Origin of the sequence: Kordiimonas sp., from assembly GCF_048264555.1 — a bacterium.
Lineage (GTDB): Bacteria > Pseudomonadota > Alphaproteobacteria > Sphingomonadales > Kordiimonadaceae > Kordiimonas.
Genome location: NZ_JBLXCX010000005.1, coordinates 216,632 through 230,310, shown reverse-complemented (window position 1 = coordinate 230,310; position 13,679 = coordinate 216,632). Strand labels below are relative to the sequence as shown.

17 protein-coding genes are annotated in these 13,679 nt (G+C 56.5%); 7 read left to right on the top strand and 10 right to left on the bottom strand.

Features of this window, described 5'->3' with window-relative positions; genetic code table 11:
- Nucleotides 1-165: 165 nt before the first annotated feature.
- Nucleotides 166-507, bottom strand: a complete 342-nt coding sequence (locus ACN0XZ_RS14885; protein WP_417458578.1) for a PilZ domain-containing protein — start codon at nt 505-507, stop codon at nt 166-168.
- Between the two features lie 153 nt (nt 508-660).
- On the opposite strand from ACN0XZ_RS14885, the gene ACN0XZ_RS14880 reads away from it, so the two are divergent.
- The 3 genes from ACN0XZ_RS14880 to cysK all read left to right on the top strand — a co-directional run bounded on the left by ACN0XZ_RS14880 (nt 661) and on the right by cysK (nt 3,381).
- Nucleotides 661-1,431 carry a lysophospholipid acyltransferase family protein gene (locus ACN0XZ_RS14880; protein WP_417458577.1) on the top strand — a complete coding sequence of 257 codons (771 nt, stop codon included), beginning with the start codon at nt 661-663 and terminating at the stop codon, nt 1,429-1,431.
- Nucleotides 1,432-1,563: 132 nt separating this feature from the next.
- A complete protein-coding gene (gene epsC / locus ACN0XZ_RS14875; RefSeq protein WP_417458576.1) occupies nt 1,564-2,427 on the top strand; it encodes a serine O-acetyltransferase EpsC in 864 nt (287 codons plus the stop codon).
- 39 nt (nt 2,428-2,466) lie between these two features.
- Nucleotides 2,467-3,381 carry a cysteine synthase A gene (cysK, locus tag ACN0XZ_RS14870; protein ID WP_417458575.1) on the top strand — a complete coding sequence of 305 codons (915 nt, stop codon included), beginning with the start codon at nt 2,467-2,469 and terminating at the stop codon, nt 3,379-3,381.
- Between the two features lie 45 nt (nt 3,382-3,426).
- Here cysK and ACN0XZ_RS14865 read toward each other — a convergent pair whose 3' ends face one another.
- The 5 genes from ACN0XZ_RS14865 to ACN0XZ_RS14845 form a co-directional block, all read right to left on the bottom strand.
- Nucleotides 3,427-3,780, bottom strand: coding sequence for a hypothetical protein (locus ACN0XZ_RS14865; RefSeq protein ID WP_417458574.1), 354 nt, complete (start codon nt 3,778-3,780; stop codon nt 3,427-3,429).
- A 78-nt stretch (nt 3,781-3,858) separates the two neighbouring features.
- Complete coding sequence (locus tag ACN0XZ_RS14860; protein WP_417458573.1) at nt 3,859-4,932, bottom strand: AI-2E family transporter; 1,074 nt, start codon at nt 4,930-4,932, stop codon at nt 3,859-3,861.
- Nucleotides 4,933-5,013: 81 nt separating this feature from the next.
- Entirely contained in the window at nt 5,014-5,778 is a 765-nt protein-coding gene (locus ACN0XZ_RS14855; protein WP_417458572.1) for an SDR family NAD(P)-dependent oxidoreductase, read from the bottom strand.
- 84 nt (nt 5,779-5,862) lie between these two features.
- Nucleotides 5,863-6,945, bottom strand: a complete 1,083-nt coding sequence (locus ACN0XZ_RS14850; protein ID WP_417458571.1) for a hypothetical protein — start codon at nt 6,943-6,945, stop codon at nt 5,863-5,865.
- Nucleotides 6,946-7,086: 141 nt separating this feature from the next.
- Nucleotides 7,087-8,205 carry a serine hydrolase domain-containing protein gene (locus ACN0XZ_RS14845; protein ID WP_417458570.1) on the bottom strand — a complete coding sequence of 373 codons (1,119 nt, stop codon included), beginning with the start codon at nt 8,203-8,205 and terminating at the stop codon, nt 7,087-7,089.
- A gap of 115 nt (nt 8,206-8,320) precedes the next feature.
- On the opposite strand from ACN0XZ_RS14845, the gene ACN0XZ_RS14840 reads away from it, so the two are divergent.
- Nucleotides 8,321-8,944 carry a winged helix-turn-helix domain-containing protein gene (locus ACN0XZ_RS14840; RefSeq protein WP_417458569.1) on the top strand — a complete coding sequence of 208 codons (624 nt, stop codon included), beginning with the start codon at nt 8,321-8,323 and terminating at the stop codon, nt 8,942-8,944.
- Here ACN0XZ_RS14840 and ACN0XZ_RS14835 read toward each other — a convergent pair.
- Complete coding sequence (locus tag ACN0XZ_RS14835) at nt 8,941-9,888, bottom strand: GNAT family N-acetyltransferase (protein ID WP_417458568.1); 948 nt, start codon at nt 9,886-9,888, stop codon at nt 8,941-8,943. The genes ACN0XZ_RS14840 and ACN0XZ_RS14835 overlap by 4 nt on opposite strands.
- Here ACN0XZ_RS14835 and ACN0XZ_RS14830 point away from each other — a divergent pair.
- Nucleotides 9,887-10,144 carry a hypothetical protein gene (locus ACN0XZ_RS14830; protein WP_417458567.1) on the top strand — a complete coding sequence of 86 codons (258 nt, stop codon included), beginning with the start codon at nt 9,887-9,889 and terminating at the stop codon, nt 10,142-10,144. The two genes, ACN0XZ_RS14835 and ACN0XZ_RS14830, sit on opposite strands and share 2 nt — an antisense overlap.
- Here ACN0XZ_RS14830 and ACN0XZ_RS14825 read toward each other — a convergent pair.
- Complete coding sequence (locus tag ACN0XZ_RS14825) at nt 10,141-11,127, bottom strand: FKBP-type peptidyl-prolyl cis-trans isomerase (RefSeq protein WP_417458566.1); 987 nt, start codon at nt 11,125-11,127, stop codon at nt 10,141-10,143. The genes ACN0XZ_RS14830 and ACN0XZ_RS14825 overlap by 4 nt on opposite strands.
- 102 nt (nt 11,128-11,229) lie before the next feature.
- On the opposite strand from ACN0XZ_RS14825, the gene ACN0XZ_RS14820 reads away from it, so the two are divergent.
- The gene (locus ACN0XZ_RS14820) at nt 11,230-11,487 is read left to right on the top strand and encodes a DUF3253 domain-containing protein (protein WP_417458565.1); all 258 of its coding nucleotides are present in this window, start codon (nt 11,230-11,232) and stop codon (nt 11,485-11,487) included.
- Between the two features lie 56 nt (nt 11,488-11,543).
- Nucleotides 11,544-11,885: an Hpt domain-containing protein gene (locus ACN0XZ_RS14815; RefSeq protein WP_417458564.1), complete on the top strand. Its 342-nt coding sequence runs from the start codon at nt 11,544-11,546 to the stop codon at nt 11,883-11,885.
- 100 nt (nt 11,886-11,985) lie between these two features.
- On the opposite strand, the gene ACN0XZ_RS14810 is transcribed toward ACN0XZ_RS14815, so the two are convergent.
- A complete protein-coding gene (locus tag ACN0XZ_RS14810; RefSeq protein ID WP_417458563.1) occupies nt 11,986-13,248 on the bottom strand; it encodes an RNA polymerase sigma factor in 1,263 nt (420 codons plus the stop codon).
- Nucleotides 13,248-13,598 (bottom strand): YciI family protein, encoded by a 351-nt coding sequence (locus ACN0XZ_RS14805; protein ID WP_417458562.1) that lies wholly within the window; start codon nt 13,596-13,598, stop codon nt 13,248-13,250. The genes ACN0XZ_RS14810 and ACN0XZ_RS14805 overlap by 1 nt, the downstream gene beginning before the upstream one ends.
- Nucleotides 13,599-13,679: the final 81 nt, after the last annotated feature.

The following is a 13,679-nucleotide window of genomic DNA, read 5'->3' as shown; positions in this document are numbered from 1 at the left end:
CCCGGCGCCACAAAATCCGCAAATAATAGCGGGCGCCAATCACGAAATAACAACAATAACAAAAAGACAGCTAGACACTTAGAGCACTCAGCAGGATAGCACTCGGCAGTTTACGCTCAATATGGCGGCTTCCCTCGGCCGCCTTATTTTTTTCCGGACTACCGGCTAGCTTGCGAGAGGGTCGTCCGTTGGTGCATTGGGCGCTTCCGAAAGGCCGCTCCCGGCACCTTCGGCGAATTTTTTCAGGAACAGATCCGGGCCTGCGAGGATCATCAAACCAAGCCCTTGTGACCCTTGCCATTTTACCACGCCGGCAAATTCGCCGATCCGGTCGATGGTCAGCAGAAGCTCTTCCCCCATCTTTACCTCGGCGTCACAGGTGATCAGCGTGCCTGCAAGGCTGACATCCCTGATCTGGCACGGAAACTCACGGTCATCGCCTGTCATCAGGGTGCCGTGCCACAGCACCGGCAGCCGGTCATCCTGTCGTTTATCCTGATCGCTCACCTGATATCCCCTTGTTGCGCTGATGAAGCATAGCCGGATTTGATCAAACGCTAACGGATTTTTTTCTTGAGTTAAACCCGGCTATAGTGGCAATGCCTATGTCGGGCACGCACCATGTGCTGCGAATGTGGTTTACTGGCAGGAGAGACGCTCGTGAAACTGTTGAGAAATGGGATCGGCTCCATCCTGTTCAACCTGATCTATTATCCCTTCACGCTTGTTTATTGCAGCATCGGGCTGATGCCGCTGTGCCTTGCCAAAACCGATGGGCCGATCCGCAAAGGCATCCATTATTATTGCATGGGGTCGCTTTGGATCGCGCGGCTAACGCTTGGCCTCAAATATGAGTATCGTGGTGCTGAGAAGCTGCCGAAAAGCGGCGCTTTTATCCTTGCGGCTGCGCACCAGTCGAATATGGACCCTATCCTGACTTTTCCGCTCCGCAATGACGTGACGGCGCTCGCGAAAAAGCAGCTGTTTCGCATTCCGTTCATTGGGGCCGCGATCAGCAAAGCCAAGATCGTCAAGATCGACCGTGAAAGCCGCACAGCCCACAAGGGCATGGAAGATGTTGCGAAGCATATTCAGGAGATGGGGCGCCCGCTTATTGTGTACCCGCAGGCAACACGCATGCGGCCAGGCCATTATCGTCGGTTGAAAAGCGGGGCCTATTATCTGCAGGCAGATACAGACCTGCCGGTTTATACGGTTGCCACCAATACGGGCCTGTTTTGGACCAAAGGTTTCTGGCACCGGGGCGGGACGGCAGTGTTTGAGATTGATGGGCCGCTCGAACAGGGGCTTGATAAAGCCGGTTTTATGGAGAAGGTGGAAGCGGCGGTCGTGACCCGCTCAGACCAGCTTATTGCGGAAGCAGGGTACGGCAATCTTCTCACGCACAAGGTAGCGGACGACGAAGCCTAGCGCGCCACAAAGTCTAAATCATGGGGAAAGACAAGCTTTCCTCTCATGAAAGTGAAGAATTTATCACGCGGGCAGGGCTTGTAGATGGCTCCCGGCCTCCTAAACTGTTATACAGGAAGAAGAGGGTCTGCCATGAGCACCACATCTATATCTGATACGAGCCTTGAGCATATCGCGGCCAAACTGCAGGAACATCACCAGCGGTATGGTAATCTGACGGGCTTGTCGCTTGCGAAAATAGGCAATCTTTTAAAGAAAACTGCGGCTGTTATGTTCCCCCACTATGCGGTGGCTGAGGGAGATGATCTCTCGCTTCAAGCGCGGTTAGAGTTGTTGGAGCAGGAGTTTTACCTGCTGGTTGACAGCCTATGCAAAGGTAAGGATGTAGGCTGCGCGCGCCTTTTGGTGCAGGGCTTCCTGTCTGACCTTCCCGCTATCGCAGAAAACTGTTTCCTTGATGCGCAGGCCATTTTTGACAGTGACCCGGCCTCAGAGTCGGTTGAAGAGGTGATCCTTTGTTATCCGGGGTTTTATGCCATCACCGCGTATCGGATCGCGCACGCGCTGCATAAGCGCGAGGTGCCGCTGCTGCCGCGCATGATCACCGAATATGCGCACCAGAAAACCGGTGTGGATATCAACCCGGGCGCCACCATTGGCAAATCATTCTTCATTGACCACGGCACGGGTGTTGTGGTGGGCGAGACGGCCATTATCGGCAACAACGTCAAGCTCTATCAGGGTGTCACGCTCGGCGCGCTGCGCGTAGACCGTGACCAGAAATCCAAAAAGCGCCATCCCACCATTGAAGACAATGTGGTGATCTATGCCGGTGCGACCATTCTGGGCGGTGAAACCACAGTGGGCAACAACTCGGTGATTGGCGGTAACGTCTGGATAACCCGGTCTGTGCCTGCATGGTCACGCGTTATGTTCCGCCCGTGCGACACCGACGAAATTGTTTCAATTAAATCACGGCAGAAAGCGCAGGGCTAAGCCCCGCGCCTGACCGGAAAATACTGATGAGGGGTATCCATGAAAGCTGAATCCATTCTGGACACTATTGGCGGTACGCCGCATGTGCGCCTTAAGCGCCTGTTCCCTGACCATGAGGTCTGGATCAAGCAGGAGCGGGTAAACCCCGGTGGCTCGATCAAGGACCGCATTGCGCTTTCGATGATCGAAGAGGCAGAAAAAGACGGCTCCCTCAAGCCCGGTGGTGTGATTATTGAGCCGACCTCCGGCAACACTGGTATCGGGCTCGCCATGGTGGCGGCGGTGAAGGGCTACAAGCTTATCCTTGTGATGCCTGAATCCATGTCGGTTGAGCGCCGGCGTCTGATGCTGGCCTATGGTGCGGAATTTGTCCTGACCCCCAAGGAGCTAGGCATGAAGGGCGCTATCGCCCGCGCGACCGAGCTTCTGGAGAATACAGAAGGCGGCTGGATGCCGCAGCAGTTCGCGAACCCGGCCAATGTGAAGGTACACCGGGAGACCACAGCGCAGGAAATCCTCAAGGACTTCCCTGAAGGCCTTGATTACATGATCACTGGTGTTGGCACTGGCGGGCATATCACGGGCTGCGCAGAAGTGCTCAAAAAGGCATGGTCTGATTTCAAGGTGTGCGCAGTTGAGCCGACCCTGTCGCCGGTGATGTCGGGCGGTGAGCCGGGGCCACACCCCATTCAGGGTATTGGCGCGGGGTTCATCCCTGCGGTGATGAACATGGACCTCATTGATGAGGTTTTGAAGGTAGACCCTACGGATGCCAAAAAAATGGCGGTGCGCGCCGCGCGTGAAGAAGCCATGCTGGTAGGGATTTCATCTGGCGCAACTCTGGCGGCAATCGCGGCTAAGGTCGCAAGCCTGCCAAAGGGCACCCGCGTTATCGGCTTCTGCTACGATACGGGCGAGCGTTACCTATCCATACCAGAATTTCTGCCAGAATAAGCAGGCAGGGTGCTGCCGTCAGGTTTTAGGGAACGGGGCGAAGAGCTACTCTTCGTCCTCATCAATGCCTGAGCTCATGGAGCCGGATTCCAGCCTTACGATCAACGCGATGTGCGAGCCACGAATGGCAAGCTCTTTATAAGACCCGCGCGGTAGCGGGATGCCCTGATCGATACAGTGGTTAAGCACCGCCGCACCAACTTCCCGGCTATTGAACAGCACGGGGTCGGAACCGTCTGAGAGGTCAAACCGCACCGTTACTTCGCCTTCGTCATCAAGCTGCGACACCACATTTGAGATTGGCGGGTTTGCAGATGCACCCCGGCTTTCAAGCACAGGACGCAAGGCAAGAACCAGTTCTTCGTCGGAAAAGATGATGCTGCGAGATTCCAGTATCATTGATGAATTTTGCTCGTTTTAGTGTTGGCCCGAACACATTTAGGCAGAAATTAAGCCGGAAGAAAAGGTTTTTTAAAATCAGGTGTTAGCAGATGCGTCCGCCCCTGCGGCGCGTTCGCGCCAGCCGCGCAATACAGCATTTGCGACCGTGGCAAGCGGGATTGCAAAAAACACACCCCAGAAACCCCAGATGCCGCCAAAGATCAAAATGGCAATGATAATGGCGTTGGGGTGCAGCTTCACAGCCTCTGAAAACAGGAGCGGCACAAGCACGTTACCGTCAAGCGCCTGCAGGACAAGATAGGCGATGATAGCCGTCGCCATCTCACCACTTACGCCCCAATGGAAATAGGCCACAAGCGCGACCGGGAAGGTAACAGCTGCCGCCCCAAAATAGGGGATGATCACGCTGAGGCCGGTTGCAACAGCGAGGAGCGTGGCATAAGGCAGGCCCAGCACCTGATAGGTGATGAAAGCTGCAACACCCACGATTAAAATCTCATAGACCTTGCCGCGGGCATAGTCTCCAGCGCGCTCCAGTATCTCCCGCCAAACCTGCTCAAGAAGCGGTTTGTCATTTGGGAAGAAGCGGCTGAACCACTGCAGGATCTGGGTTTTGTCTTTGAGGAAGAAGAAAACCATCACAGGCACCAGCACTGCATACACCACAAACGCGACAGCGCCCGTAAGACCTGTTAGCGAGTATTGAAGTAGCTGCGGCCCGAGGTTGGTAACCTCATTCCCGAGGCCGGAGAGCCACGACTGCATCTGTGCTTCCGAGATCAAGTTCGGGAAGCGGGCCTGCAGGTTCAGAAGCGCCTGCTGCAGGCTGTCAGCCATTGCGGGCGCGTCGTTCACAAATTGCCCGATCTGGCGTACGAGCGGCGGCATAACCGCCAAGAGCGTGATAAGCGAAAGCAGGATAAAGCCGAGGTATACGGATATCACCGCAACAAGGGGCCGCGCGCCCTTGCGTTCAAGCCAGTTTACCGGGCCATCCAGAAGGAAGGTAATCACAACCGCCGCGATGGCGGGCGCCAGCATATGGCCAAAGAAGGTGATGCCGACAAGCGCGATGGCAAGCACCAGCACCAGCAGAACCATCTGCGGGTCGGAGAAGGTTCTCCTGAACCAATTGGTGACCATATTCATTGCGCGCTAAACTCCGGTGGGCGACATGCCTCGTTACTATCTGACGGCCTGGCCCCTGATTTTCAAGGGATAGCCTTAATTTTAGCCATGTTGGCCGGAGGACGTGCCGCCGTCCACCACCACATTGGCACCGTTCATATAGGCCGCTTCTTCGCTCGCCAGATACAAGACGGTTTTGGCAACATCTGCCGGGTTTGCTGGGCCACCCTTGGGAAGGCCGCCAGCAAACTTGCTCATGTCGCCGCCGATATCCTCAAGCGCTCGCTCAAACATCGGGGTCAGCATCGGCCCCGGTGAGACGGCGTTGATACGGATGCCGTGGTCCGCATAATCAAGCGCGGCACTTTTGGTCAGGCCGACAACCGCATGTTTGCTGGTGCCGTACGCGGCCATCCACTCGGCCCCCGATTTTGACAGGATCGACGCCGTGTTGATGATCGCGCCGCCGCCGGACTTCAGCATCACCTTGATCTCATGACGCATGGCGTGCCAGATGCCCATCACATTGGTGCGCCAGACATCTTCTACCATGGCCATATCCTGATCGGCAAAACGGGCGGATGTGTGGCTGATACCAGCGTTGTTGACAGCAACGTCTAACCCGCCGCTTGCAGCACTTGCAGCCTCAACAAAGGCTTGCACATCACTCTCAACGCGGACATCCGCATGGCGGTAGAATGCTGTGCCACCGAGCGCTTCGATCTCAGACCTTACACGTGCGCCCTCAGCGTCAATCAGGCCACAAAAATGCACAATAGCACCTTCGCGCGCGAACGCCTTGACGATGGCTTCGCCAAACCCTGATGTGCCGCCGGTGACAAGAACGGTTTGCCCATTAAATCGCATGCCCGAAATCCTTTGCTTGCGCGGCATGGCTAGCGCTCTTTCAGGGCGGGGGCAAGCAAAACCTTATAATGTGCGGGTTTAGCTTTAGTGGCTGTGGCGGTGTTGGCGCAGGCGCGGCATCAGGCTTGAGAAGAAAGCCCGTGCGCCCATGTGAACGAGAATGATGGATACCGTGAGCGCCCATGCGATAAAGAGCGGCAGGCTACCCTCAGGCGCGATGGTGCCGATGGGGCTCAGTTCAGCGATGATAGTGCCTGTGAGCCACAACAGAACCGTCCATGGCGCGGCTTTCTTGAGGCTCATAAGCGCACCGGGCATGCCCTTGCCGTACACATGCGGCAATATGGCCGCCACCACCAGCACAAGGAGGAGGATGGGCGACATCAACCGGCCCACGGCATCAAGCAGCTCAACCGCGTGATGCATGCCGTGCACGGGCATTTCAGCGAGCGGCCCGGGTGTATGGTGGAAATAGTGTGCGCTGATAAGCGCTAGCACAAACACAAGGCCAAGGGCCGTGCCAAGCCGGTGGGCCGGCAGGGTGTTTTTGCTTGGCGCCGGGTTATGGTCCTCAAGCGGGTGCAGCACCACATGAAGGAGGGAGCCTGCGGCAAACGCCTGCCAGTAGCCAACAAGCGGGAAATTATACCATTCGCCCGCAAAGAGCGCGAGCATGTAGCCCACAATGGTCATGGCGCCAAGGCCCGCGAGCACGGCGAGCCCGCCCGCGGTTGAAAGTACAGGTCGCAGGAGCCACCAAACGGCAACGGCCACACCAATGCGGTGCAGGAGGATACCGGTGGCAACAAATGACCCCGCTTCAGAATCGCTCGCGAACGCGAGAATGGCACCGTCTGACGCCGCATGCACCACAAGCGCCAAGGATGCCACCATCAACACAATGCGGTGGGTCATCTCTTCTGCGTGATGGAAAAGAAATTCAGCGATCCACGGCAGCGTAAAACCAAACACTGCAATCACGAGCCCCCAAAAGCCGCCATGGGCCAAAGCTTCGGGTAGTAGCGTGAGGGTGATAAGCCCGAGCACGGTCATGAGGACAAAACCGTCAAGCGCGCCTTTTATCTGTGGCGCACGCGATACCAGCCTCGCCAGCAAAGGTGCTGCAAGAAGTACCACGACAGATAATATCAACGCCCAGTCCAACATGTGATCCTGTTTGATCTCATAGGTTCGAGATGTACAGTTATAATATCACAATATGGAAAGCCAGCCCAAATGATACAAGACCGGCAAGAATCTTTTGTTTTTGGTATTGCCGCGCGGCAGTTGACCACGCGGCAATCACTTTTACTCCGTCGCCGGTTTTGAAACCGGGCGCGGTGTCTTGCCGAGCAGAATGGCTGCCAGCCCGTCCGCCACCATATAGGTGGGGATGTCACCCTCATGCGACGCGATAAAAAAGGCAGTACCTTGCGAAGGGAAACGCCAGAAATCTGCGGTGGCGAAATAACTACCGCCATTATGCCAAACCAGTTTTTCGCCCAAATAGTCCGGCACAATCGACCAGCCGTAGCCATAGTGGTAGACACCGTCCTCATCTTCCGGGACATGAGGGGCAAACAGTAACGCTTTGCTTTTGGCGGAGAGTATAGTGTTACCCAGAAGTGCCCGGTGCCATTTCAGCATGTCTTCCGCTGTGCTGAGTATGCCGCCGTTCCCCACAAGGTGCCAAAATCCGCCGCCTGATTTCTCCATGAGCTCAAGGGGCGTGCGAAACCCTTCCACTGGTGCGGCGGGTGTTTGCATGGTGCGCCCATTCCACTGCGGGCGCATATAACCAGTTGTGAACATACCAGCAGGTTTCCATAAGGCTTCAAAGAGATAGTCTTCATAAGGCTGCCCGGTCACCTCCTCGATGATGGCGGCAGCGAATGTGAAGCCCACATTGGAATATTCGTATCGCTCACCGGCCACATGGATCAGCGGTGCGCTGAAGGCGCGTGCTAAATAGCTCTGTTTGTCGATGGCCTCTTTGTCTTCCCCGACATTATGGGGCAAACCAGCCGTGTGCGTGAGCAACTGGTGGAGCGTGATCGCCGCTTTATCGTTTGGTATGTCAGGGAAAAACTTGTCGAGGCTATCATCGAGGGACAGCCTACCGGCCTCAACCAGCGTCATCACTGCGGCACCGGTGAACTGTTTGGTGATAGATGCGATATCAACCACGGTTTCTGCCGAATAAGCTGTGCCGTCAGGGCCCGCACTGCTGAACCCACGAGCGTAGATCGTGCTGTCTGGACCTGAGATGGCAACAACGCCTTTAAAGCCCTTGCTCTCGGCGTCATCCAGGAAGCGGGTCAGCGCGTCGCGGTCAAGGAAGGTTTGCTCACGGGGTGGTGTTTGCGCGAATGTGCTCTGGCCTATCAGGCTCACGGTTATGATTGCGATCAGTCGAAATAATGTCATTCTATCCTCGTTTTATGCTGGTTTGACAGATCAGCGACCAGCGCTGTATCTGTTTTGAACTAGGGGAAAACGATTGGGAAAGTCCTGACAAAAAGGTTGAAAAACATTGAGAGAGATGACCGACAAGGTTGAGAAACCTGTACCGTCAGGGCCCATTGTGCCTAAAGCTGCAATCTCGGGTAAGGTACGTATCGGCGATACGATCTTTGATGGTGCACGAAACCAGATATGGCTCGATGGCGAGGCTCGGTCGATCGAGCCCCGGCTTGTGCGGCTGCTTGAAGAGCTGTGCGCTGCGGGCGGCGAACCTGTTGGCAGGGACGATCTCTTGTCTGCTATCTCAACTGCGTCATTCGCTGGTGATGAAGCGCTTACGCAGGCGATTTCCAAACTGCGGCAGGTGCTTAAGGACGACCCCAAATCCCCACGCTACATTAAAACGATCCCCCGCAAGGGTTATGCGCTGATCGCACCGGTTGTGGCGGCTGATGACAGACCTGTGCAAACCGCGAGCACACCAGCACCAGCCCTTCAGGCCAAACCAGCGTTTGGCCCGCTTACCATTGGCTTGCTCCTGATCATCGCGCTGCTTCTTGGCGTGGTGATATATTATGTCCAGCGCCCCACAGATGTGGAAATTGAGCTGAACGGAGCCGGTGAGCAGGAGTTCAACGCAGCGCGCGAGTTTATCGAGCAGGAAGATAAAGCGCCCGCATCAGACGAAGAACAGAAACCTTAAATCCAGCTTCCCGTGTAGGTTACAGGCACAGCACCGGTACCAAGTTTGAAACGGGCAATGCCCGCACCCTCTGCCGTGTTGATGCCGCCAAGGTCGAGGAAGCGGATGCCTTTTTCCCGCAGCGCGCCCATGGCTTCAAAAAGAACCCTGTTTTGAGCACCGGTCGTGCGCCCCTCATTGCCCACCCAACCAATATGATAGGTTGCGCTGTTGCCGTGCAGAAGGAAGATCGCGCCCGCGACCTTCTCGCGGCTGGACATAGCGGTGACAGACAGGATGCCCTGTTCGCCAGCCTCAGTTGCTGTGCGCGCATATAGCGGGACCAGTTCAATGGGTGTTGCCTGATAGGCGCGGGTGGTGCGCTGTGCGGTTTCCTTCTCCAGAAGCCAGGCGTAGTGGTGGGCTTTGTGGCCACCGATGCTGATCTCCAGCGAGGCTTTCTCGGCTGCACGAAGCTGGGTGCGCCATTTGCCCGCCAAGCCTGCACGAATGGTGTCAACGTCCGGTTCAAGGTCCAGCCATGGGGTGGAATAGCCGGTTGTAACCCGCCGGAGCTTTGCGGTTTTGAGGATGCGGGTTGTCTCCGCAGTGTCCGCCAGTTCCGGCTGCTGCAACAGGAAACGCCAGCGCCAGGGGCTTGACCGACGCCGCAATGCTTTATGCACCGCCGTTTTCAGGGCGGTTGATGGCTCGGAGAAATAACAGGGGCCGCGCAAGAGGGTCTCGATTGTAACGAGGCCAAAAAACTTGCGGCGCCCTACAAGCGCCAACCCCAATGGGCCATCGGCGCCATCAATATGCCACACCTGCATCGGTGCTCCCGCGGCGCGCAGCGCAAGGCCATAATGCCAATGTTGTTGCAAGGGCATGGGCATGTCATCTGGCAAGGCGCGCCAGTGAAGCGGCTCAATAGGGCCGGGGCGAACAGTGATCGCGTCAGCCATGTGGTTTATTTGGGTGCTAGGCATAAGCACAGCCCTGCCCTATGATCACGCCATGTTCTGGAAGCGCATAAAAACAGAGGAAGTGATGGGACGGCGCATTGCCCCGCCCCGGATAACTTTTGGTGCCGCCACCACAGTGCTCATATATATTCTGCTGCCAGTTTTTGGTTTTCTGGCGCTGCTGGATATCGCGCTTTATTTCTATTTCCAGCATGTGCTTGAGCGCTGTTACGGCATCCTTTGTTATTTTTCTTAGCTGTCTACAGAAACCAGCTCAACGGTGAACACCAGCGTTGCATAAGGCGGGATGGTGCGTGAGCCGCGTTCGCCGTAAGCAAGGTGGTAAGGCAGGAAGAACTCAAATTTTCCGCCTTCTTTCATCAGTTGCAGGCCTTCGGTCCAGCCACGGATAACACCGTCAAGCGGGAAGCTCGCTGGTTCACCACGTTTGTAGCTCGAATCGAACTCGGAGCCGTCAATCAGCGTGCCGGCATAATGCACGGTCACTTGCGATTCTGCGCTCGGGCTCTTGCCGTTGCCTTCTTCGATCACGCGGTACTGAAGGCCAGATTCGGTTTCAACCACACCGTCCTGTTTTGCGTTTTCTTCCAGGAAAGCGAGCTGCTGGATTTTGAAGACTTCAGCCTGCTTCTCTGCTTCGGCCTGAGCTTCTTCAAGGGTCATCACACCGAGAAGCTCGATATCAAACACAAGAGTTGCACCGCCGGGGATAACACCGCCAGCACCTTGCTCGCCGTAAGCGATCTCAGACGGGATCACAAGTTCCCACTTGTCGCCAACGCTCATCAGTTGCAGCGCTTCTGTCCAGCCCGGGATCAGGCGGCCAGCAGGGAAGGTTGCCGGTTCACCACGCTTGTAGCTTGAATCGAACTCCGAACCGTCAATCAGGCGGCCAGCATAGTGCACGGTTACAAAATCGGCAGCCGTGGGGCTCTTGCCGTCGCCGCTTTCAATCACGCGGTACTGAAGGCCGGATGCGGTAACCTGAACGCCTTCTTTGTTTTTATTTTCTTCGAGATAGGCGAGGTTTTCAGCCTTGAACGCGGCTTGATCTGTCATTGTATCGGGTACTTTCTGTGTTTCAGCGCCTGTTTCAGTCGCTTCTTGTGGGGCGCCGTCGGTGCCTTCTTCTGTTTTGTCGTTATCGCTGTTATCGTTGCTGCAGGCAGCCAGGCCAAGAATGGCGGCGATGGCAGCGAATTTCAGTGCTCTTTGCATGGGACACCCCTTGTTGGAACAATGGTGGGGACACTAGCCCGAACGCCCCTTGAGGGGAAAGGAAAAAAGCGCTGAATTGTTGGATTTACGAGAGGAAATGGTATGGCCGCGGGCAACGATGCGATCAGGGATGAAATCGTCAAACAAATAGAGGCGAGCAAGAGTGTTGCCCCGCGTGATATTGCGCAGGCGCTGGTGACGGAGGGGGAAGACTGGCGCAAGCTGTTGCCGCGGGTGCGGGAACAGGCGGTGGCCCTCTATCATGAGGGCGCGCTCAGTTTCATTCGCAAGCGCAAAGTGGTTTCACCTGAAGGCCTTAAGGGCATTTATCGGTTGAGTAAACCGGCGCCAAGCGAGTAACGTACCAAATATAGGCAGGCCAAGGTTTGCCGCATCATAAAGTGAAGGAGAGCATTATGGGGGGTCAAATGCCGCTTCTCGATCAACCGGTTCTGGACCGGTTGACCGCCGACGTTGGGCAGGAGTCTGCTGCATTTCTGATAAGCTCGCTCAAGCAGGAAATTGAGAAAACCGGGTCCGCCCTGGCAAAATTTGCGTCAGAGGGAGACCTGGAACAGCTGGAAATTCAAGCACATGCGCTAAAAAGCGCCGCGCGGAGTTTTGGTGCGATGAGGCTTGGCGAGGCCTGCTATGCGCTTGAGGAGGCCGCGCGGGACGAGCGCGCGGCGGAAATTGGCGCTCTTATGAGCCGTTTCCGCATCATCTCTGAGGAAACACTGGAAGCGTTTGGCGACTGATTGAGCCCGGAAATTTACGCCACACTGACCACAAAAGTGTGGCGGGTTTGTAGGCAACTGTGGGGCGTAAGTGCGGCGCATGTGTGGCGTACGCTGGCCTCTACAGGCAGGTGCTCAGGCGATGTTCCAGATGGGTGATTTCTGTGTCGGTGCCGGTGCATTCTTGCGCCCGTTTGAATGCCGCTTTTGCCATCTCCTTGTCACCGCTCATCAAAAGAATTTCCGCTTTCGCGGTGTGGAAATAGATGTCGTTTGATAGCAGGCCGTGATCCTCGAGCGTTTTGATTTTGGCGATAGCCGCACCGGCCTCCCCCGCCTGCATCAGCGCTGCCGCATGGTTCAGCACCACAACAGGGGAGCCGGTCATCTCTTCCAGCGTTTTATAGAGGTTGCAGATCCCAACCCAGTCGGTTTCCTCAAACGAGGGTGCGCTGGCGTGCTGCGCCGCAATCCCTGCCTCAAGATGATAGCGGCTTAGGACCTCGCTCTCTTTTGCATGCGCCAGATAGTGAAACCCGCGGCTGATCAAAGCCTTGTCCCACATCTCCCGCTTCTGGGCCTTGAGGGGGACAAAGCGCCCGTCACTGTCCGTTCGGCTTTCAAGGCGGGAGGCCTGCAGGCACAATAGCGCAGCGAGCGCATAAATATCCCCGCGCCTGTGCGCGGCATCACCGGCAAAAAGCTCGATCATATGAAGGGCCTCAAGCGCCGTGTCCTGCCGCACCGCCTGAGCGCCCTCCCGAGGGCTATACCCGAGGCTAAAGGCCAGGTAGATCACCTTCAGCGTAGAAGAGATACGGGTATCCAGCTCCATAGGGGTCGGCCAGTCAAAATCAGGCCTGCTGGATTGAAGCTTTGTTTTGGCACGGGTCAGGCGTGCGCTGATAGCGCTTGGTTCCTTGAGGAAAAGCCGCGCCACTTCGCGCGCGCTGAACCCAAAACAGATGTTGAGGGTGAGGATAAGCCGGTCCATCTCCGGCACGTCCCCGTGGCAGCAGAGCATCAGAAGCCTTAGCTGGTCATCATGGGTGCCTATCGTCGTCTCTGATGTTGCCTCTGATGTCGTCTCGCTGGGCGTGAGGGCTTCAGCCGCGCCGCGCGCCGTGTTTTCCTGCCGGATCAGGTCTATCGCCTTGTTGGCAGCAACCCGGGTGAGCCACGCCGCCGGGTTATCAGGCAGGCCGTCATAGGGCCACGTACGGACCGCCGCCAGCATAGCTTCTTGCGCGATATCTTCGGCGAGGGTCAACCGGCCCGGCCCTAGTTTCCGCACCAGCGACGCAACCAGCCGCCCCGTCTCGCGGCGGAACAGCCGGTCCAGCGTGCGTATTACCTCGGTGTCGGTCTCGGGGGTGGCCTGCATTATTTTATCTGGTCAATTTCCCGAAGCTCGATGCGGCCATATTTGGCGTGCGGGCAGGTTTTGGCAATCTCGACCGCCTCGTCATAATCCGCCGCGCTGATCGTCATGTACCCACCAATCATTTCATTGGTCTCGGTAAACGGCCCTGCGTGGGTCTCAATCCCGTCTGCGCCAGCTATGATCTGCCGCCCGGGTTCATCCTTGAGTTTTTCACCGCCAAGAAATCGGCCCTCTGCCAGCATCTTTTCGGTCCAGGCGGTGTATTCCTTGATCATCGCCATCATCTCGTCGTGGGAAAGAGTCGAAAACCCGTCCAGCCGGTCGTGCAGCACAAGCATGAAAGTTGCCATCATCGTCTCCTGAGTATCAGGGCAGGTGGGCAGTATGCCCTGTTGCCCGTTATACCCTCATCGACGGATGACACGGTGGCA